This window comes from Streptomyces sp. NPDC030021 (genome assembly GCF_055574035.1).
The window spans coordinates 247366-266861 of sequence record NZ_JBVIAH010000009.1; the positions used below are offsets into that span (position 1 = coordinate 247366).

General features: G+C 72.2%; 15 protein-coding genes. 5 read left to right on the forward strand and 10 right to left on the reverse strand.

Annotated elements, in window-relative coordinates:
- The first annotated feature begins 30 nt into the window (after nucleotides 1-30).
- Nucleotides 31-765 carry an SDR family oxidoreductase gene (locus ACZ4YL_RS20305; RefSeq protein WP_468118078.1) on the forward strand — a complete coding sequence of 245 codons (735 nt, stop codon included), beginning with the start codon at nucleotides 31-33 and terminating at the stop codon, nucleotides 763-765.
- Between the two features lie 219 nt (nucleotides 766-984).
- Here the strand turns inward: ACZ4YL_RS20305 and ACZ4YL_RS20310 are convergent, their stop codons facing one another.
- From ACZ4YL_RS20310 to ACZ4YL_RS20320, 3 genes are all read right to left on the reverse strand, one after another.
- Nucleotides 985-2037, reverse strand: a complete 1053-nt coding sequence (locus ACZ4YL_RS20310) for a hypothetical protein (RefSeq protein WP_468118080.1) — start codon at nucleotides 2035-2037, stop codon at nucleotides 985-987.
- Nucleotides 2038-2079: 42 nt separating this feature from the next.
- Nucleotides 2080-3504 (reverse strand): rifampin monooxygenase, encoded by a 1425-nt coding sequence (gene rox, locus ACZ4YL_RS20315; protein WP_468118082.1) that lies wholly within the window; start codon nucleotides 3502-3504, stop codon nucleotides 2080-2082.
- Nucleotides 3505-3866: 362 nt separating this feature from the next.
- Nucleotides 3867-5438, reverse strand: a complete 1572-nt coding sequence (locus tag ACZ4YL_RS20320) for a S8 family peptidase (protein WP_468118084.1) — start codon at nucleotides 5436-5438, stop codon at nucleotides 3867-3869.
- 763 nt (nucleotides 5439-6201) lie between these two features.
- On the opposite strand from ACZ4YL_RS20320, the gene ACZ4YL_RS20325 reads away from it, so the two are divergent.
- Entirely contained in the window at nucleotides 6202-7185 is a 984-nt protein-coding gene (locus tag ACZ4YL_RS20325) for a hypothetical protein (protein WP_468118085.1), read from the forward strand.
- Between the two features lie 264 nt (nucleotides 7186-7449).
- Here ACZ4YL_RS20325 and ACZ4YL_RS20330 read toward each other — a convergent pair whose 3' ends face one another.
- Both ACZ4YL_RS20330 and ACZ4YL_RS20335 read right to left on the reverse strand, forming a co-directional pair.
- Nucleotides 7450-8184: an RICIN domain-containing protein gene (locus tag ACZ4YL_RS20330; RefSeq protein ID WP_468118087.1), complete on the reverse strand. Its 735-nt coding sequence runs from the start codon at nucleotides 8182-8184 to the stop codon at nucleotides 7450-7452.
- Complete coding sequence (locus ACZ4YL_RS20335; RefSeq protein ID WP_468118089.1) at nucleotides 8181-8654, reverse strand: hypothetical protein; 474 nt, start codon at nucleotides 8652-8654, stop codon at nucleotides 8181-8183. Before ACZ4YL_RS20335 ends, ACZ4YL_RS20330 begins: the two co-directional genes overlap by 4 nt.
- A 111-nt stretch (nucleotides 8655-8765) precedes the next feature.
- Here ACZ4YL_RS20335 and ACZ4YL_RS20340 point away from each other — a divergent pair, with 111 nt between their 5' ends.
- Nucleotides 8766-9632: an aldo/keto reductase gene (locus tag ACZ4YL_RS20340; protein ID WP_468118090.1), complete on the forward strand. Its 867-nt coding sequence runs from the start codon at nucleotides 8766-8768 to the stop codon at nucleotides 9630-9632.
- 96 nt (nucleotides 9633-9728) lie between these two features.
- On the forward strand, nucleotides 9729-10052 hold the full coding sequence (locus ACZ4YL_RS20345) for a winged helix-turn-helix transcriptional regulator (RefSeq protein WP_468118202.1): 324 nt from the start codon (nucleotides 9729-9731) through the stop codon (nucleotides 10050-10052).
- A gap of 246 nt (nucleotides 10053-10298) precedes the next feature.
- Here the strand turns inward: ACZ4YL_RS20345 and ACZ4YL_RS20350 are convergent, their stop codons facing one another.
- The gene (locus ACZ4YL_RS20350; protein WP_468118092.1) at nucleotides 10299-10823 is read right to left on the reverse strand and encodes a VOC family protein; all 525 of its coding nucleotides are present in this window, start codon (nucleotides 10821-10823) and stop codon (nucleotides 10299-10301) included.
- Nucleotides 10824-11044: 221 nt separating this feature from the next.
- Here ACZ4YL_RS20350 and ACZ4YL_RS20355 point away from each other — a divergent pair, with 221 nt between their 5' ends.
- Nucleotides 11045-11752: an intradiol ring-cleavage dioxygenase gene (locus ACZ4YL_RS20355; protein WP_468118093.1), complete on the forward strand. Its 708-nt coding sequence runs from the start codon at nucleotides 11045-11047 to the stop codon at nucleotides 11750-11752.
- Between the two features lie 3 nt (nucleotides 11753-11755).
- On the opposite strand, the gene ACZ4YL_RS20360 is transcribed toward ACZ4YL_RS20355, so the two are convergent.
- From ACZ4YL_RS20360 to ACZ4YL_RS20375, 4 genes are all read right to left on the reverse strand, one after another.
- Entirely contained in the window at nucleotides 11756-12313 is a 558-nt protein-coding gene (locus ACZ4YL_RS20360) for a YbaK/EbsC family protein (RefSeq protein ID WP_468118095.1), read from the reverse strand.
- 191 nt (nucleotides 12314-12504) lie between these two features.
- Nucleotides 12505-14925 (reverse strand): SpoIIE family protein phosphatase, encoded by a 2421-nt coding sequence (locus ACZ4YL_RS20365; RefSeq protein WP_468118097.1) that lies wholly within the window; start codon nucleotides 14923-14925, stop codon nucleotides 12505-12507.
- Entirely contained in the window at nucleotides 14922-18968 is a 4047-nt protein-coding gene (locus ACZ4YL_RS20370; protein ID WP_468118099.1) for a HAMP domain-containing protein, read from the reverse strand. Before ACZ4YL_RS20370 ends, ACZ4YL_RS20365 begins: the two co-directional genes overlap by 4 nt.
- Nucleotides 18969-19091: 123 nt before the next feature.
- On the reverse strand, nucleotides 19092-19439 hold the full coding sequence (locus tag ACZ4YL_RS20375; RefSeq protein WP_468118101.1) for an STAS domain-containing protein: 348 nt from the start codon (nucleotides 19437-19439) through the stop codon (nucleotides 19092-19094).
- Nucleotides 19440-19496 lie beyond the last annotated feature (57 nt).

Here is a 19496-nt window from a genome sequence, read left to right on the forward strand (position 1 = left end):
GCCACTCGTCCGCGAGCCAACATCATCAGCATGAGCGAAACGATGATCGCGCTGGTGACCGGCGCGAACAAGGGCATCGGGTACGAGATCGCGGCCGGGCTGGGCAGCCTCGGGTACCGCGTGGGCGTGGGAGCCCGCGACGCCGCCCGACGCGAAACCGCTGTCAGGAAGCTGCGCGCCCTCGGCGTGGACGCGTTCGGAGTACCGCTGGACGTGACCGACGACCAGAGCGTCACTGATGCCGCAGAACTGATCGAACGGCTGGCCGGGCGCCTGGACGCCCTGGTCAACAATGCCGGCATCTCGGGCGAGATGGGCCCGGGGTGGGTGCAGGACCCGACCGCGCTCGATCTGGAAGTGCTCCGCACGGTCGTGGATACCAACGTCATGGGTGTCGTCCGGGTGACCAACGCGATGCTGCCACTGCTGCGGCGCTCGGCCTCGCCACGCATCGTCAACGTCTCCAGCAGCGTCGGCTCCCTGGCCCGGCAGGCGGACCCCGACATCGAGATCCCGATCATGGCGGCCTACGCGCCGTCGAAGTCGTTCCTCAACGCCCTCACCTTCCAGTACGCCCGGCAGTTCACCGGGACGAACATCCTGATCAACGCCGCCTGCCCGGGCCTGGTCGCCACCGACTTCACAGGCTTCCACGGACCCCGCACCCCCGAACAGGGCGCGGTTACAGCGATCCGGCTCGCCACACTGCCCGACGGCGGCCCGAGCGGTTCGTTCTTCGAGGACAACGGCGTCGTCCCCTGGTGATGACGAACTGCCCTGAGCCGACGAAGCCCCGGCGGGTCCACGAAACGGTGCGGACGGACCGGACCGGATGAGACAGCGAGAGGCATCCGTCCGACCAGGACCAGATCGACTGGGATCTCCGGCGACGCGGCGTCTCAATCGATCCGGTCGCCGCAGGCGACGGCCCCGCTCCCGGACCAGCTCATCGGAGACGGGACAGCAAGGCAGGCCGTGTGATTCTCAGCGATGACCGGTGACAGCGCCGACGGGTACACCGGGGGCAGGAGATCCACCGGGCTCAAGCCAGCGGTCTACCCAGGCGGGCACGGGGAGGGCGAGCTGCTGCTGGGCCGCATAGAGCTCCGGGCGGTCCTCCTGGATCCGCTTCAAGCGGTCGCCGCGGCGCTGGATGGTGCGCACTTCCAGCACGCCGGGCCGATCGGCCCGTAGGGCGGCGACGGTGGTGGTGCACTGGTCGGTGCAGCCGGGAGGCAGGTGGCAGGTGCAGTGCTCGTCCACGGCGGTGACGGGCAGACCCCAGCCGGGTGCTGAGAGCAACGCCGCCAGCCGCCGGTGGCCGGCGGCACCGTGGCCTTCGGCGAACGTGGGATCGATGATCCAGCGTTCGCCGCCGCGTTCACAGCAGTTGAGCCAGCCGGTCACGGCCAGCGGGACACCCAGGGAGCGGATCAGGCCGGCCCGGCGCAGCAGACCGCTGGTCAGCCAGGCCGATGCCGCGGCGCCCCGGCGGCCGGGCCCCCGGTGGGGGCGCTCGGTCGGGTGCCAACGGTCCGGCCGGTCTCGGTGGCACGGCGTCATGCCGTAGGTGCTCATCTCGTGGTCCTGGGTATCGACCGCCTGCTGCCATTCTTCGGGGTCCAGGCCCAGCAGGGTGACGGAGGCGGTTGTGCCGAGCAGGCGCAGCAGCACTTGGCCGTTCTCGACATGGATGCGCGCCCCGGGCACCCCCGTGATCTCGCCGTGCTCGTCGGCGCGCGGCAGGAGCACCTTGGCCAGGTTCAGGGCCTGGGATTCCTCGGCGTCGCGCCGCCCGACCACGTCGGTCTCGAACCGGATCGCGAGGCGGTCGGGGCGCGGGTCGACGTACTTGATACCCCACGGGTGCACGGTGGCGATCTGCCGCCAGGCCAGTGCGGCCATCACCCGGGACTCCAGCAGCAGCTGGTCGGCGTCCGGCTGCGGGATCAGCAGGGAGCCGGGCGCGGCGGCCTCGACCCGGAGCAGGGCCTTCTTCCAGGGCAGCCCGGTGTACAGGCGCTCTCGGACGGTCATTCTCGGCACGCATGGCCGAGAATAACCGACGCGCATCAGAACCTAGTCCGTGGCAGCGCCGAACCACGTGGGCAACCGGTCGATCAGATCCTGCTGATCGTCGCCGGCCCACGCCACATGGCCGTCCGGCCTCAGCAGCACCGCGGGCACCTCCAGTTCCTCGCTGACGTCGACGACGTGATCGACGCGGTCGGCCCAGCCCGCCACCGAGAGGCGGCCGGTCTGGTCCAGGAGCAGGCCGCGGCCGCCGTGCATCCGCTCGTAGAGGCTCCCCCGCTTCAGCGCGATGTCCCGCATCCGCCGGCCGAGCAGTTCGTGGCCCCCGCCGAAGTCGTAGCGGAGCCCGATGGCGGTGATCTTCTCGATCAGGTACCGGTTGACGTTCTCGAACTCCATCAGCTCGGACAGCAGCCGGCGCACGGCCTGGGCGCCGGGCTCCGTGGACATCAGCTCCATCTGCGCGCGGGTGTTGTCCAGCACGGCGGCGGCCACCGGATGCCGTTCGGCCTCGTAGCTGTCCAGCAGCCCCTCCGGCGCCCAGCCGCCCACCTCGGCGGCCAGCTTCCAGCCGAGGTTGAAGGCGTCCTGGACGCCGAGGTTGAGACCCTGGCCGCCGGTCGGCGGGTGGATGTGCGCCGCGTCGCCGGCCAGCAGCACCCGGCCGACCCGGTAGCGCTCGGCCTGCCGGGTGGCGTCGCCGAACCGCGACAGCCAGCGCGGTGAATGCGCGCCGAAGTCGGTGCCGCCGACGTCCCGCAGCCGTTGCTTGAACTCCTCGAAGGTCGGCGCGGCACGGTCCGCCGCCACCCCCTCGGCGGGCACGACGACGCGGTACACCCCGTTCCCGAAGGGCGCCGCGCCGAACCGGAGCTGCGTCTTGCGCACCTCGGCCATCACGGCGGCCAGCGTCTCGGGTTCCGCGGTCAACTCCATCTCGCCCAGCAGCGTCTCGACCCGGGAGGGCTCTCCGGGGAAGCCGACGCCGAGCAGCTTGCGCACCGTACTGCGGCCGCCGTCGCAGCCGACGAGATGGCGCGAGCGCAGCCGCGTGCCGTCGGCCAGCTCGACGCTCACCCCGTCCTCGTCCTGGCTCAGCCCGACCAGTTCACAGCCGCGCCGGATCTCGGCGCCGAGCTCGGCGGCACGCTCGGCCAGCAGCCGATCGGTGATCGTCTGGGGGATGCCGAGGACGTACGAGTGGGCGGTGTCCATCCCGTCCGGCCACGACGTGCCGAGGCCGGCGAAGAAGCCGCCGACCTCGTGGCGCCGGCCGTGCGCGAGGAACCGGTCCAGCAGGCCGCGCTGGGCCATCACCTCGATGCTGCGCACGTGGAGGCCGAGTGCGCGGACGTACGGGGTCGGCTCCGTCTCCTTGTCCAGCACGAGCACGTGCACACCGTGCAGCCTCAGCTCGCAGGCCAGCATCAGACCGGTCGGTCCGCCGCCGGCCACGATCACGTCAATCATCAAGATCCCCCATTCGACAAGGTTGCGTCTCGCCAGCCGCTCCGCGTCCCGCGGACCCGTACGCCGGCATAGCCGGATGTACTTCGCGAATCCCTGATTTCGGCAGGTTCTGGCTTCGATGGGAGATTCTGCGGCACGACAGGGGTCTTGCCGCAAGGCCCCTGGTGCGCTATATCTTGAGAGTGGCAAGGAGTGAGTGACCTCCTTGCCTTTTCTTTTTTGCCGTCCGCTGCGACCGCCCGGCGGAGGATGTGGTGCCGGAACGGCGTGGGCCGCGTGGACGGAACGCGGCGGGGGCGACCGCCCTGTGGTCGCCCCCGCCTGTTCATCGCGGCTCAGAAGTCACGCGCCGTTCCCCGGTCTCAGAACTGGAGCGCCCACGAGTCGATCTTGCCGGTGTCGACGTTCGCGTTGTCGTTCACGCGGAGCTTCCACACTCCGTTGGCCACCTCGGCGGAGGCGTCGACCGTGAAGGTCTTGATGATGTTGTCCGCGCTGCCGCCGGTGCGGTTGTGCAGGGTGTAGACGGTGCCGTCGGGCGCGACCAGGTCCACCTTGAGGTCACCGATGTAGGTGTGCTTGATGTCGACCGCGACGGCCAGTGACGCCGGGGCGTTGCCGGAGACCCCACCGACGGTGACGGGCGACTCGACGGTGGCGTTGTCGTTGATCGCGTAGTCGGCAGTGTTCTCGAACCTCTTGCCGGGCGGGACGGTGCCGCCCTCACCCACGTTGAGCAGCAGGTTCGGGGAGCCCGTGCCGGGGCTGGTCACCACGTTCGGGGTCGCGGCGCCCACCAGGCCGTCGCGGACCTGGGCAGGGGTGCTGGCCGGGTTCTGCGACAGGTACAGCGCCGCCGCGCCGACCACGTGCGGGGTGGCCATCGAGGTGCCGGAGATGGTGTTGGTGGCCGTGTCGCCGGTGCCCCACGAGGAGGTGATGGAGGAGCCCGGCGCGAAGATGTCCAGGACGGTGCCGTAGTTGGAGTAACTGGCCTTGGCGTCGGTGTTGGTGGTGGCGCCGACCGTGATGGCCTCGGCCACGCGCGCCGGGGACTTCGTCGAGGCGTTGGTGGACTCGTTGCCCGCGGCGACGCCGTAGGTGATGCCGGAGGCGATGGAGTTGCGCACGGCCGTGTCGAGCGCGGAGTCCGCGCCGCCGCCGAGCGACATGTTGGCGACCGCCGGCTTGACCGCGTTGCGGGTCACCCAGTCGATGCCCGCGACGACCTGGGCCGTCGTGCCGCTGCCGTTGTTGTCGAGCACGCGGACGCCGACGATCTTGGCCTTCTTGGCCACGCCGTACGCGCCGCCCGCGACGGTGCCGGCGACGTGCGTGCCGTGGCCGTGGCCGTCCTGGGCGGTGTTGTCGTTGTCGATGGCGTCGTAGCCGTAGGAGGCGCGGGTGCCGAAGTCCTGGTGGGTGATGCGGACACCGGTGTCGATGATGTAGGCGGTGACGCCCTCGCCGGCCTTGTCCGGGTAGGTGTAGCTCTGGTTGAGCGGGAGCGCGCGCTGGTCGATGCGGTCCAGGCCCCAGGACGGCGGGTTGGGCTGGGTCGCGTCTACGGTGAAGACACGGTTCTGCACGACGGACTTGACCGCCGGGTCGGCGGCGAGCTTCCGTGCCTGCGCCTCGGAGACCTCGACGGAGTAGCCGTTGAGGGCGGCACTGTAGGTCTTGTCGATCTTCGCGCCGTACCGCTTGGCGACGGCCTTGCCGCTGTCGGCGGTGGAGCGTGCGGCGGAGTCCTTCAGGGTCACGATGTAGCTGCCGGAGACGGTTCCGGCGGCACCGGCGTTCTCGATGACGCCCTGCGCGCCGCTGTCGGCCGCCGAGGCGGGTAACGCGGCGGCCGCGCCGAGCGCGAGGGCGGCGACGGCGGTCGCGCCGATGCCGGTGAGCCTCCGGCGGGTGTGACGCATCACGGACATGTGGGGGGTCCTCCTCTGAGTGAGCACTGCGGGGTGAGCCGGCGGCCTGACGGACATGGACATGGGCATGCCCATGACAATGTGAAGCCCGACAGGCCGTCGCCTACGAAAGGTTGACCCAGCCCTGACGCACCCACAAGAGGCCCACGGACGCGTAACATCCCTGCCATGCCCCGGTCATGATTGAGCAAAGGTGCCCCGCACATGACGTAGGCACGGCCCGGTCGGACCGGCCCCGGGTCGGGCCCCCGCGCCGCCACACGGACCGCACCCCGGTCCTGCCCGGTGCCCGGCTGCCCTTGGTACCGCGATTTCCCGCCGGACCGGACGCGGAAACCGCACCGGCCGCGGCGTCGAACTCGCCGCCGCTGTCCGGGTCCGGGCCACCGCCGCCTGGGACGTTCCCGGTTCCCCGGAGGAGGAGCCCACCCCGGCCGCGCCGCCGACCCGGCGGGTTCACGCCAAGCGGGCCTCCTCGTGCCGAGCCCGCCGTACGAGGGCCGGGGCTCGGAGACGCACGCGGATCCGGCCGTGCGGCGTGCTCCGGAGCCGGTCCCGGCGGACGGCGGCGAGCGCCCGGGGACGCCCCTGGCCGCGTACTGCGCCCGGGCCGCGCCGAGTTGTGAAATTTTCGTGCCCGCGGTGGTCCCGAGGTATCCCGACGCCTCCCCCGGACGGGGGAGGCGGATGCGACAGGCGGGGGACGCGGCCGCTCGGGGTCACCTCCGAGCATGGGATTCCAGCCGTCGGAAGGGGAGTTCGGGTGGAACGATGGGATCGGGTCGGACGACGAGCGGCCTATGGCGCGGCCCTGGCACTGCTGCCGTACCTGTTGATCAAGGTGTCCTGGGTGGCGGGTTCACTCATGGGGCTGCTGCCGGTCGGCAACGGGTTCGGCAGGGCGGAGTGGGTGGTACTCAACACCGTCACGGTGGGTATGGCCGCGATCGGAATCGCGTTGGCGCTCGCGCTGGTGCGGCCGTGGGGCATGCGGATACCGGGGGCGCCGGTCGTGTTCTGCGCGTGGGTGGGGTCGGGGTTCCTCGTCTCGATACTCCCGTTCGGCGTGCTCGGCGCACTCCTGGATGCGGGCGGCGGCGCACAGGGCGGCGGGGCCGGGGGGCCGGCCGATCCGGCCGATCCGGCCATGCCGGTCTGGGAGGGCGTACTGGTCCAGTTCAGCTTCGTGGGGATGGGGCTGGGGCTGGCCGTCGCGGTCCCCGCGTACCTGCGGCGCCGCTGGCCGGGAGCGTTCGCGGGGCGGGTCGGCGACGGCCCGCGCACGCCGCCGCCCTGGGCGGCGGTCGTCGGTGCGGCGGTCGGGCTGCTCTGGCTCTACTGGGCGGCCGGCGGCACGGCGGGCATCGCGCACCCGGCCGAGCGGATCACCGACTGGTACGCGCTGGGGGCGGTCTCCGGTTTCTGGGCGCTGGCCGGCTCCGCCGCCGTCGGGATGATCGCCCGGGCGCGGCCTGCCCGCCTGTCACGCCGGCTGCCTCTGGTGTTCGGCTGGGTCGGGTCGGGCTCGCTGTTCGCGTGGAGCGGCTGGAAGCTGCCCCTCACGCTGTACGTGGCGTGGGCCGACCCGGTGGGCGCACGCCCGCCCGAGAACCTCGCCGTCGCGGTGGCGCTGCACGGGTGCGCGGTGCTGGCGGGCGCGGCGATGCTGCGGACACTCGTTCACCCGCGCGTCCGCACCGCCGAGCCCCACGCCCGAGGCGATGCCGCCGCGCGGCCCGGGGCGTGACGTATCCGGGGTCACTGGGCCCTTTCCGCGGCGGTTCCGAAAGCCCCGGCGGACGCGGGCAGGCGATGACGGACTTCGGTCCCGCTCAGGATCGCCCTGCCCTGGTCGGCGATGTGATCGGGGAAGTACGAGTCCTCGTACACCGGCTGCGGCAACGCGTGCCCTGCCACCTGTCGGTTTGTGATCGGCACGCGTGTACCTGTCCCCGCAGAAGAACTGACGCACCGATCATGCACGACACCGCTGACAACGCCGTGCGACCGCTCAGGGGGCGAGGTGCCACCACTGGTCGTCGTACTGGTCGCCGCAGGAAATCTGCGCCGCGGGCCGGGCCGCTTCGCGGCCCTGGACCGTCAGGCACTTGGCGTTGACGGCATTGCGGAGCATGAACTGGTCGGCCCGGTCGCCTCTCCCCCACTGCAGTTCCCAGTGCTGCCCGTCGTGCCGGGCGGCGGTGCAGGCGAACTGACGGGCCGGGGCGAAGTTCTCCGAGCCCACCACGGCCAGACACCGGCCGCTGTGCGCGTTGCGCAGCGTGCGGGTGTCGCCGCCGTCCTGCGGGGCGAGCGTCCAGGTCCGGTCGGCGGCGCCGGTGCAGGTGTCCTGCACCGGGACGAGGCCGTCGTCGGTGCCGGGCACCCGTAGGCACAGCTGACTGTCGCGGTTGACCAGTCGCCCGGTGAGGACCGACGGATCCGCCGTACCCGTACCCGTACCCGTACCCGGACGCGGACGTGGTGCCGTGGCCGTTGCCGTGCTCCCGGGCGGCGGGGCTGCGGCCTCGGTGTCCGGGTCGCCGCCGCCCACCCGGATGGCGATCACGGTGGCCACGCACACCAGGGCCACCGCGCAGGCCGACACGATTCCGGCGCGGTGCTCGTGGAAGTTGACCTGGAGGTTCCCGCTGCCGCGCTGTACCCCGGACGGGCCGTGGTAGGCGTCGCCGCGGCGGCCGTCATCGCGCCCGCCGTCGCCCGTGTCGGACTCCGCCCCGCTCACGGGCGGGAATCGAACCGGTTCACCTGGACGTTGCCGTCCCCGGACTGCAACGCCGTCGGGCCGAGGAACACGTTCCGCGTGAATCCCCCGGCGGCCGGGCGCGCCGCCTCCGCGGCCTCGTCGAGCAGGGCCCGGAGCTCCGCCACGGCCGCGGCCCGTTCGTCCGGTTCCAGCTGTTCCAGCAGGTCCTCGGTACGGGTCCGCCAGGCCGCACCGTGCCGGGCCCGCTCCTCGTTCCCGTTGTCCTCCGGCCCGTTGCCGTCCTGCCCGTTGCCGTCCTGCCCGGCCGCCGTCAGCTCGGCCGCGGTCCGGTCCAGGCGTTCCAGCTGGACGGTCTCCTGCCGGCGGTCCCCGCGGCCGAACAGGCGGGCCAGCCGGTTCCGCAACGCCAGCCATGCGTCCGTTCCGGCGGCCTGTACGACGCCCGATCCCACCGAAGCCGCCAGCGCGACCATCGCCTCGTCCAGCATGAAGCTCCCCCTTCGCCGTCCCCGGGCAACAGTGTCAACGGTAGCCCCGCCCGGCCAGGGGTCAACAGCACTGCCGGTGGCGGGTATCGTCGCGGCGACGAGGGGAATCCGATGACTTCAAGCACGCCCGCCGCGAGCGGAACCTTCTCCATCGGCGGCGAGTACCCGGTGTCCCGGCTCGGGTTCGGTGCCATGCGTCTGCCGACCGCCCCCGGTGCCGCGCGGGACGGCGCCGTCGCGGTGGCCCGGCGCGCCGTCGAGTTGGGGGTCGGGCTGATCGACACCGCGCATCTCTACGGATGGGGCGCCAACGAGGAACTGCTCGCCGAGGCCCTGCACCCGTACCCGGAGGGCCTGTTGATCACCACCAAGGTCGGGATCGTCCGGACCGACGGCCCCGAGGGCTGGGGCCACGACGCGCGGCCGGACAGTCTGCGCGAGCAGGTCGAGGAGGGGCTGCGCCGGCTCCGCACGGAACGCATCGGCCTGCTCCAGCTCCACCGGATCGACCCGAAGGTGCCGGTGGCGGAACAGGTGGGGGCACTCCGCGAGCTCCAGCGGGAGGGGAAGATCGGGCACATCGGCCTGTCCGAGGTCACCACCTCACAACTCACCGAGGCCCGGCGGACCGCCGAGATCGCAAGCGTGCAGAACCGCTACAACCTTCTGGACCGGGAGTACGAGCCGGTCCTGGAGGCGTGTGAGGCCGCCGGTATCGCCTTCCTCCCCTGGCGCCCGGTCGCCGCGGCAACCCCCACTCACACAAAGGAACTTGACGCGATCGGCGCCGAACTGGGCGCTACGGCGCCGCAACTCCTGCTCGCCTGGCTGCTCGCCCGCTCCCCGGTCGTGGTGCCGATCCCCGGCACGGCCTCGCTCGCCCACCTCGAACAGAACGTCGCCGCCGCCGATCTCCGGCTGAACGCGGCCCAGCTTCGAAGCCTCCACCGCCTGGCCGGCCCGGAAGGGACGGCCTGAGGGCTGTCACTCAGTCACCTCACGGAATGCCTTCGTGCCGCCACCTTCTTCCTGGTGCCTCGGTCCGGCCGCGTACTCCAGCGGAGGTGCGATTGCCTGCGCATCCGCTCCTTCACCGACCCACAGGCGCTGCGCGACGGCCCCAGGCGCCCGGTCGAACTACGGGAGCGGATAGGGGGCACCACTTCCAAGGGCCTCACCGAGACGCTGCGAAGGCTGCGGTTCAGCGGACTGGTCGACCGGCGGGAACACCCCGGCGCACCCTCGCGGGTCGAGTACCGGCTCACCACACTGGGGCAGACCTTGCTCGCCCCCATCGACGCTGTCGGCGCGTGGGCCTTCGAGCACGGCGATGAGGTGATGGCGGCCCAGGAAGCAGCATGCGTTCCCGCCCCGCAACCCCGTCCTCCTGCTCGCTAGTGCTGCGACCGGAAAGGTTTGCCGGGTCGCGGCGTCCGGTGCGGTGCATCGCAAGGCGGAGGGCCGCGGGCCGTACTGGACGTACTTCCGTGGTCCGACAACGCGGCGAGGTGCCGTGCCGGGCGTCGCGACCCGGTGGACCTTTCCGGTCACAGCACTAGACCGGTCAACAGCCTGGAAGCCCGCTTCGACGCATCGATGTGAGAGCCGTCGACGGCTGCCCTGGAGAAGTCCGGAACTTTCGCGCTAGTCGGCCGGCCGCTGCGGGGTGCTGGCCACGCCGGTGGGACGGCCGCTGAGTTCGGCGTCCAGGGTCTGCTGGGCCATGCGCATGGACGCGGCGTACTTCGGCTCGGACATGCGCCGCCAGGCCTCGTCCGGCGCGACCTCCTCGACCCGGCTCACCACCCACCAGATGTTGCCGAACGGGTCCCGCACCCGGCCCCCGCGGTCCCCCCACGCGCTGTCGGCGGCCTCGGTGACCACGCGAGCTCCGTGGGCGACGGCCGCGGCCATGGCGGCGTCCGCGTCGCGCACGTAGATCCGCAGCATGGAGGGGGTCACCGGCCAGTCGGGCCGCCGGTCGAACGCCAGCACGACCGTGTCGCCGACCCGGATCTCCCCGTGGCCGATGCTGCCGTCCGCGACCGCGACCCGGGCGATCTCCTCGCCGTCGAACGCCGCGGTGATGAAGTCGAGCAGCGCGCCCGTGTCGTCCGTGACGACCCAGGGCGCGACGCTGGTGTACCCCTCGGGGGCGAAGTGGTCCATCGGCTTCTTCCTCTCCTGTCGCTCCTCGTGACCTCACCACCGTAGGCGTGAACGAGGTCGGTTCTTGTCCTCGTTCAGGTGTCGATCCCCCACGGCGGTGCGGTCTGCCCGGCCGGGTGTGTCGGTGGTGGCCGGGACGCCTTCCGTCCGGCACGGTGGGCGCGATCGGTGGCCGTCGTGCGTCCCGTGCGACGGTCGCGCAGCGCGCGGGAGAGGTTCGCATGACCGAGAACGGCAGTTCCCCGACCGGCCGCCGTGCCCTCCTGCTGGCCGCCGGATCGGCCGGGGTCGCGGCGCTGACGGCGGCCTGCTCCGGCCCGGCCGGGACCCGGGGGGCGGCAGGACAGCCCTCCGCGTCACCGACCCTCGCGCCGTCGCCCGGTGGCAGCACCCCGGCCTGCGTCCTCGCCGTGGAGGCGGGCGCCGGCCCGTACTACCTGGACCTGGACCGGGTCCGCTCCGACATCACGGAGGGCCGCAAGGGTGTGCCGTTCCGGCTGGACCTCACCGTCGTACGGGCCTCGGCGGGCTGCCGGCCGGTCACGGACGCCGCGGTCGACATCTGGCACGCCGACGCCTCGGGTGCCTACTCCACCGGCGGAGCCACCTTCCTACGCGGTACGCAGGTCACGGACGCCGCCGGGCGCAGTACGTTCCGCACGATCGTGCCCGGCTGGTACGCAGGGCTGGCGCCGCACATCCACTTCAAGGTGCGCCCCGACCGCCGTACCGAGACGACCTCGCAGTTCTTCTTCCCCGAGGACCTCCTGGTGCGGGTGTACGCGCGTCCCCCGTACGCGGAGCGCCGCGCGCCGCAGCACCCCAACGCCCGTGACAGCCGCTACCGCGCCTCCGGGGCCGCGATGACGCTGGCCCTGGTCCCCGACGGGGAGGGCTACCGCGCCGCGTACACCGTGGGAATCGGCTGAGCGTCAGAGGAGGGCGAGGCCCTCGACGAGTTCGGCTCCGGGGATCTGCGCGAACAGCTTCCCGGGTGCGATGAGCTTGCCGCGCCGGCGTCCGCTGCCGACGAGTACGTACGCCATGTCGGCGACCGCGGCGTCCACCAGGAGCGGCCAGTCCTCCGGCAGGCCGAGCGGGGTGATGCCCCCGTACTCCATGCCCGTCAGCTCCACGGCCGTCTCCATCGGCGCGAAGGACACCTTGCGCGCGCCCAGGTGGCGCCGGACGGCGCCGTTGACGTCGACCCGGCCGGCGGAGGGCACGAGGCAGGCCGCGAGGGTGACCGCGCCGCCGCGCTTCGCGGCGACGACCACGCAGTTCGCCGACCGGTCGAGGAGCTCCGGCCCGTAGTGGGCGACGAAGGCAGCGGTGTCGGCGATCGCGGGGTCGGTGTCCACGTAGACGATCTGCTCGGCGGGCACGTCACCGGCCCAGCCGCGGACCGCTTCGGCGACGGGCGGGGTGAGTTCCGCGAGGCAGTCCGGAGCCGGCACCGCGTTGTCGAAGGACCCGATGGGAGCGCGCATGCCCGCACGCTAACACGGCCCGCTCACGGCGCCGGTTGCCGTCCGCCGCACCCGTCGACGGGTGAGCGCGGTCGCCGGTTCGGGGTAGTGGAGGACCCTGTCCCCGCTCGTCGAACCCGATGTCGCCGCGGAAGCCGCCGGACGTGCCGATGGGTGATCACCGTCCGGGTCCGAGGTGTCGCCCCGGCACGTCAGCCGACCTGGATTCCGATGACGCAGGTGTCGTCGTCCGTGTCGGACCGGCTCTCGGTGAGGAGGCGGTCCAGCTGCCGGTCCAGGTCTCCGGCGCCGGCGGCCGCCGCGTTCATGAGGTGGCCGAGCGAGTCCTGCACCGAGGAGTCCCGCCGCTCCACCAGCCCGTCCGTGTACATCAGCAGGGTGTCGTCCGGTTCGAGCCGCACCTCCCGCTCGGCGTACGTCACTTCGGGGAGCGCGCCGAGGAGCAGGCCCTCGATGAGCGGGAAGGCTTCCGCCTCGCCGCCGCGGACGAGTACGGGCGGCAGGTGTCCGGCGCGTGCCCAGCGCAGCACCCTGGTGCCGGGGTCGAAGAGCCCGCAGACCGCGGTGGCCGTCACGTGCTTGGCGAGGTGGTGGGTGACCGTGTTGAGCCAGGACAGCAGTTGGGCGGGGCCCGCTCCGGTCACGGCGAGGCCGCGCAGCGCGTTGCGCAGGACGACCATGCCGGTGGCCGCCTCGATCCCGTGTCCGGCGACGTCGCCCACGGAGAGCATGACCAGCCCGGAGGGCAGGACCACGGTGTCGTACCAGTCGCCGCCGACGAGCGACTCGGTCTCGGCGGGCCGGTAGCGGACGGCGACGCGCAGGCCGGGTGCCTCGACGGCCGGCGGGGTGGGGGGCATGATCGCGTGCTGGAGCTGCAGGGCGAGGCGGTTGCGTTCGGCGGACTCGGCCTCGGTGTGGGCGAGTTGGTCCCGGGTCGCGGCCAGGGCGACCTCGGTCCAGTGCTGTGCGGAGATGTCCTGGTAGGCGCCGCGGACGGCGTGGAGCCGCTGGTCGGCGTCGAGGACGGGCTCGGCGACGACGCGGATGTGCCGGGTGATGCCGTCCGGCCTGCGCAGGCGCAGGTTGACGGAGGCCGGTCGGCGGTAGCGCAGCACGGCCCGCAGGAAGCGGTCCAGGGCGGCGGAGTCGTCGGGGTGGGCGTAGCCGGGAAGTTCCCGCAGCCGCACGGGCGGGGCGGTGGCCGGCAGTCCGTGCAGCGCGTACAGCTGCGCGTTCCAGGTGATCCCGCCGGTGACGAGGTTCTCCTCGAAGCCGCCGATCCGGCCCAGGCGCTGGGCGTGCTGGAGGAGGTCGGCCAGTCGTGCCGTCTCGTCCTCGACGCGCCAGATCAGCAGGACGGCGGCCCCGTGGCGGCTGACGCTGATGTCCGCGACCGAGGTGAGGGGGATCTGGTCGACGAGCGCGGTCAGGCTCATGCGTTCGGCGCGGAAGGGCTCGCCCGTCGCGTGCACGCGCTCGATGATGTCGAAGAGCCCGCTCTCGCCCCCGGCCATCGGATAGGCCTCCAGCAGCAGTGCGCCGTTCACGTCGCCGCGCGGCCGCCCGGCGGGATCGACGAACCGGCTGCCGGCGTGGCGGATGCGGAAGTCGGTCAGCCGCCCCTCGTGGTCGAGTACGGGGGTGAGGACCACGGCGGGGTCGTGCAGGCCCTCGGAGAGGTCGATGAGCTCCGCGACGTCCGGGAGCACCGCGTCGAGGGTGCCGGGGGCGCCCGTGGGCGCGGCGTCCATGGTGCGGGCGCACAGTTCGGCGAGGGCCTCGACCTGGCGCTCGATCTGCGGGGGCTGCTGCGCCAGGGGCTGCGGCCAGCAGATTTCCAGGACGCCGTGGATCCGTCCGCCGGTCCCGGCCGGTACGGCCATCCGCCCGCCGTCGGGCCGCTGGAGGTGGCCGATCGAGGGAGGTCCGTCGTGCTGGAGCCGGGCGAGGGTGACCAGCCGGCGCTCGCGCAGCGCGAGGCGGGCGACGGTGGAGACGCCCGGGGGCACGTGGCGCCAGCGCGCGGCTTCCCCGGGCGGGAAGCCCGCGTGGCCGGCGAGGGCCAGGGAGCCGTCGGGGGCCGCGCTCCAGACGGCGACGGCGACCGCGCCCAGGGGCCCGAGCGCGTTCGTCAGGAGGGACTCGGCCACCGCCTGGGTGTCGTCGGCTGCGGCCAGTACCCCGCTCTCGGCGGTGCGCAGCCGTACGGAGACCGTGGTGGACCGCTCGGCCGGTTCCGGCATGCCGGTGCGCCGGGCGAACGCGGCGGCGACCTCGCTGACGTGGTCGCGGGAAGCCTGGTTGACGATGTCGGCGGCGAGTTCGAGCGCGGACAGCCCGGTTTCGCGGGACAGCTCGTCGAGCTGGCGTGCCGCCGCGGCGGGGGTGCAGCTCAGCTGTCCGATCAGGATTCCCTTGGCCAGCTCGACCAGGGCCCTGCCGTCCGCGGCGGCGTGCGCCTCCCGCACCTCACGACGGAGCCGTTCCACGGTGGCGACCAGGCGTCCCAGGGGGGCCGGCGCGTGGTGCGGGACCGTGTCCCGGGACGGCTCCTCGGCGACCGTTCCCGGCGGGCGGGTGTCGTCGTACCGCTGTGTGCCGGGGGTCATCCGGTGAGCCAGTGCCGGACGCGGGCGATCAGGTCGTCGGCGTCGACCGGCTTGGTCACGTAGTCGCTGGCTCCCGCGGCGAGACTCTTCTCGCGGTCGCCCGGCATCGCCTTCGCCGTGACCGCGATGATGGGCAGCCCCGCGTAGGCCGGCATCCGCCGGATCTCGGCGGTCGCCGCATAGCCGTCCAGTTCGGGCATCATCACGTCCATCAGGATCAGGTCGACGCCCTCGTTGCGGGTGAGGGTGTCGATCCCCTTGCGGCCGTCCTCCGCGTGCAGGACGCGGACACCGTGCAGTTCCAGCACCCCACTGAGGGCGTACAGGTTGCGCGCGTCGTCGTCGACGACGAGGACGGTGCGTCCGGCCAGGTCGTCGTCGAGCGGATGGGCTCTCTGCCGGTCCTGCGCCTCCTCGTGGACGAGGGGCAGTACGTCCCCCGGCCGGTCGGCGGACAGGTGCAGCACGATGCGTTCCCGGAGCTCGTCCAGACTCGACAGCAGTTCCAGCCGGCGCGAAGCGGCCCGGTCCCGCAGCGCCCGCTCCTGCCCGGTCTTCAGGCGGGGGTTGTTGTGCGCGAGGACCGGGAGGGAGGAGAGCGCCGGGTCTCCGTCGAGTGCGTCGAGGAAGCGCAGGGCCTCACCGCCGGGCATGTCGAGTTCGAGGACGACGCAATGGAAGGAGTGCGAGGCCAGGGCGGCGGCGGCTTCCCGCGAGCTCGTGGCATTGACCACCTGGACGGCCTCGCGGTGGTCCCCCGTCGGCAGATGGCCGGGGGTGAGGTCCCGGTCGGCGCTCTCGGCGACGAGGGAGAGCAGGCCGTGGGGACGCTCCTCTATCACCAGGAGCCGGCGGGCCCGCCGCTGCGGCGGGACCACAGCGGCCGCGCCGGCGGCGCCGGCCGGTACGGGATGTCCGGCGGCGCCGGCGTGCCGGGCCGCCGCGGTGGCCGCAGGGGCCTCGGGCGCCGCCGGGACGGGCTCCTCCTCGTAGTCCGCCCGGCTGACCGGCAGGTAGAGGGTGAAGGTGCTGCCCTGCCCCGGTGTGCTCTCCGCGATGACGGCACCGCCGAGGAGTTGGGCGATCTCGCGGCTGATGGAGAGCCCGAGCCCGGTGCCGCCGTACTTGCGGCTGGTGGTGCCGTCGGCCTGCTGGAAGGCACCGAAGACGGACTCCAGCTGCTGCTCCGGGATGCCGATGCCCGTGTCCCGTACCCGGAAGGCGAGCATGGGCGCGCGGCCGGGGAGACCGGCGGGGGCCTCGGGCGGCGCCGCGGGCTCGATCCGCAGCTCGACACCGCCGCGCTCGGTGAACTTGACCGCGTTGGAGAGCAGGTTGCGCAGGATCTGGCGCAGGCGCGCTTCGTCGGTGAGCAGGTCGGCCGGGGCGTCGGGGGCGGTGGTGACGGTGAAGTCGAGGCTCTTCTGCGTGGTCAGCGGGCGGAAGGTGGCGTCGACGTACTCCAGCAGCTGCGGCAGGTCCACCCGCTCGGGATTGACGTCCATCTTGCCCGCCTCGACCTTCGAGAGGTCGAGGATGTCGTTGATCAGCTGCAGCAGGTCCGAGCCCGCCGAGTGGATGACGCCCGCGTACTCGACCTGCTTCGGGGAGAGGTTGCGGGTCGGGTTCTGGGCGAGCAGCTGGGCGAGGATGAGGAGGCTGTTGAGCGGTGTCCGCAGCTCGTGGCTCATGTTCGCCAGGAACTCGGACTTGTAGGTGGAGGCGCGCGACAACTGCCGGGCCCGGTCCTCCAGTTCCTGCCGGGCCTGTTCGATCTCCAGGTTCTTGGCCTCGATGTCGCTGTTCTGGCTGGCGAGCAGGGCCGCCTTCTCCTCCAGCTCGGCGTTGGAGCGCTGCAGTTCCACCTGCTGGACCTGCAGTTCCTCCGAACGGGCCTGGAGCTCCCCAGTCAGCCGCTGGGACTCCTCCAGGAGTTCGTCGGTACGGGCGTTGGCGACGATGGTGTTGAGGTTGACGCCGATGGTCTCCATCAACTGGCCGAGGAAGTCCCGGTGTACGGGGGTGAAGGCGGAGAAGGAGGCGAGCTCGATCACCCCGAGTACCTGGTCCTCCACCACGATGGGCAGGATGATCAGGCTGCCCGGGGTGGTGTGGCCGAGCCCGGAGGAGATGACGTAGCCGCCGGGGACCTGGTCGGTGGCGATGATCCGGTGGCTGCGCGCGGCCTGCCCCACGAGGGACTCCCCGAGGGCGAATCCGGTGCCCTCTGCGGTGCCGGCGGGGCGGCCGTAGGAGCCGACCAGGATGAGCAGGGGGCCGTCGGGGCCGTCCTCGGCGAGGTAGAAGGCCCCGTACTGGGCGGCGACGAGCGGCGTCAGTTCGTCCATGACGAGTTCCGCGACGGCGGCGAGGTCCCGGTGGCCCTGCATCAGGCCCGAGATCCGGGCCAGGTTGGACTTGAGCCAGTCCTGCTCCTGGTTGGCCCGGGTGCTTTCCCGCAGCGAGCCGACCATGGAGTTGATGTTGTCCTTGAGTTCGGCGACCTCGCCCGAGGCGTCGACGGTGATCGAGCGGGTCAGGTCGCCCTCGGCGACCGCGCTGGCGACCTCGGCGATGGCCCGGACCTGGCGGGTGAGGTTGCCGGCCAGCTCGTTGACGTTCTCGGTCAGCCGCTTCCACGTGCCGGAGACGCCCTCGACCTCGGCCTGGCCACCGAGCCGGCCCTCGCTGCCGACCTCGCGGGCGACGCGGGTGACCTCGGCGGCGAAGGAGGAGAGCTGGTCGACCATCGTGTTGATGGTGGTCTTCAGCTCCAGGATCTCCCCCCGCGCGTCCACGTCGATCTTCTTGGACAGGTCGCCGTTGGCGACGGCCGTCGTGACGAGCGCGATGTTGCGGACCTGGCCGGTGAGGTTGTTCGCCATGGAGTTGACGTTGTCGGTGAGGTCCTTCCAGGTACCGGCGACGTGGGGAACCTGTGCCTGGCCGCCGAGCCGGCCCTCGGTGCCGACCTCCCGGGCCACCCGGGTCACCTCGTCGGCGAACGCGGACAGCGTGTCGACCATCGTGTTGATGACGCCGGCCAGCGCGGCGACCTCGCCCTTCGCCTCGACCATGATCTTCTGTGAGAGGTCGCCGCGGGCGACGGCGGTGGCCACCTGGGCGATGGAACGTACCTGGCCCGTCAGGTTGGACGCCATCACGTTGACGTTGTCGGTGAGGTCCTTCCACGTGCCGGAGACCCCGCGCACCGTGGCCTGGCCGCCCAGGTTGCCCTCGGTGCCGACCTCGCGGGCCACCCGGGTCACCTCGTCGGCGAAGGCGGAGAGCTGGTCGACCATGGTGTTGATGGTGGTCTTCAGCTCCAGGATCTCCCCCCGCGCGTCCACCCGGATCTTCTGCGTCAGATCGCCCTGGGCCACCGCGGTGGTGACCTCCGCGATCGAGCGCACCTGGGCGGTCAGGTTGTCGGCCATGACGTTGACCGACTCGGTCAGGTCCTTCCAGGTGCCGGACACGCCCTTGACGTCCGCCTGGCCGCCGAGCCGGCCCTCGGTGCCGACCTCCCGCGCGACCCGGGTGACCTCTCCGGCGAAGGCGGACAGCTGGTCGACCATCGTGTTGATGGTCTCCTTCAGCTCCAGGATCTCCCCGCGCGCGGTGACATTGATCTTCTGCGAGAGGTCGCCCTTGGCCACGGCCGTGGCGACCTGGGCGATGGAGCGCACCTGGGCCGTGAGGTTTCCGGCCATGAAGTTGACCGAATCCGTGAGGTCCAGCCAGGCGCCTCCGACTCCCGGTACGTCCGCCTGGCCGCCGAGCGTTCCCTCGGTGCCCACCTCGCGGGCCACCCGGGTCACCTCGGACGTGAACAGCGACAGTTGGTCGGCCATCCCGTTGAACACGGTGGCGATCTCGCCGAGCAGCCCGTCCGCCGTATCGGGCAGCCTGGTACGGAAGTCCCCGTCCCGTACGGCCGTCAGGCCCGCCAGCAGCTGGCGCAGTTCCGATTCGCCGATCCCGTCCTCGCCCAGGAGCGCCGGTGACCTGCCCGGCACCTCCGTGCCCGTCCGCTCAGTCATCCGCCAACCTCACTCTAGACAACGACCGTGCCGGCGCAGGGGACAGGACATGATGAGGATCTGCCATCGCCGCACGCCCGGTGATGAAGGCTATCGTCGACGGAAGCACACCTGATCACCCGGTCACGGCCCACCGACGGCGTCCTCGACGCTCGGGTGCAGGGAGAGGACCGTGTCGGCGCCCGTCAGGGCGAAGAGACGGCGGAGTTGCTCGCCGGGGGCGGCGATGCGCAGCGTGGTGAGGTGGTGCATCCGCAGCAGCAGGTTCAGGAACGAGGAGTCGCCGAAGGTGATGGAGCCCGCGTCCAGGACCACCAGCGGGTGCCGGTCCGCGGCAGAGGCGAGCGCCTCCTCAAGCGGGGCCAGCGTGTCCTGGTCGAGCTCCCCGTGCGCCGCGACCACCCACCCGGCTCCGGCCAGGTAGCCCTCCCCGACGACGCCTTCGTGGTACGCGTCCCCTGCTCCGGTCATGTCCGCCTCCCCGGATCGTCACCTGTACGGCTTCCGCAAGGGAGTATGCCTGCTCGC

What these genes read in the sequence shown, in the direction of transcription:
- ACZ4YL_RS20365 (WP_468118097.1), bottom strand. Translation starts at nt 14,925, where the DNA reads ATGACCCCCGGCACACAGCGGTACGACGACACCCGCCCGCCGGGAACG.
- ACZ4YL_RS20305 (WP_468118078.1), top strand. Translation starts at nt 31, where the DNA reads ATGAGCGAAACGATGATCGCGCTGGTGACCGGCGCGAACAAGGGCATC.
- ACZ4YL_RS20375 (WP_468118101.1), bottom strand. Translation starts at nt 19,439, where the DNA reads ATGACCGGAGCAGGGGACGCGTACCACGAAGGCGTCGTCGGGGAGGGC.
- ACZ4YL_RS20355 (WP_468118093.1), top strand. Translation starts at nt 11,045, where the DNA reads ATGACCGAGAACGGCAGTTCCCCGACCGGCCGCCGTGCCCTCCTGCTG.
- ACZ4YL_RS20360 (WP_468118095.1), bottom strand. Translation starts at nt 12,313, where the DNA reads ATGCGCGCTCCCATCGGGTCCTTCGACAACGCGGTGCCGGCTCCGGAC.
- ACZ4YL_RS20335 (WP_468118089.1), bottom strand. Translation starts at nt 8,654, where the DNA reads ATGCTGGACGAGGCGATGGTCGCGCTGGCGGCTTCGGTGGGATCGGGC.
- ACZ4YL_RS20340 (WP_468118090.1), top strand. Translation starts at nt 8,766, where the DNA reads ATGACTTCAAGCACGCCCGCCGCGAGCGGAACCTTCTCCATCGGCGGC.
- ACZ4YL_RS20350 (WP_468118092.1), bottom strand. Translation starts at nt 10,823, where the DNA reads ATGGACCACTTCGCCCCCGAGGGGTACACCAGCGTCGCGCCCTGGGTC.
- rox (WP_468118082.1), bottom strand. Translation starts at nt 3,504, where the DNA reads ATGATTGACGTGATCGTGGCCGGCGGCGGACCGACCGGTCTGATGCTG.
- ACZ4YL_RS20310 (WP_468118080.1), bottom strand. Translation starts at nt 2,037, where the DNA reads ATGACCGTCCGAGAGCGCCTGTACACCGGGCTGCCCTGGAAGAAGGCC.
- ACZ4YL_RS20320 (WP_468118084.1), bottom strand. Translation starts at nt 5,438, where the DNA reads ATGTCCGTGATGCGTCACACCCGCCGGAGGCTCACCGGCATCGGCGCG.
- ACZ4YL_RS20370 (WP_468118099.1), bottom strand. Translation starts at nt 18,968, where the DNA reads ATGACTGAGCGGACGGGCACGGAGGTGCCGGGCAGGTCACCGGCGCTC.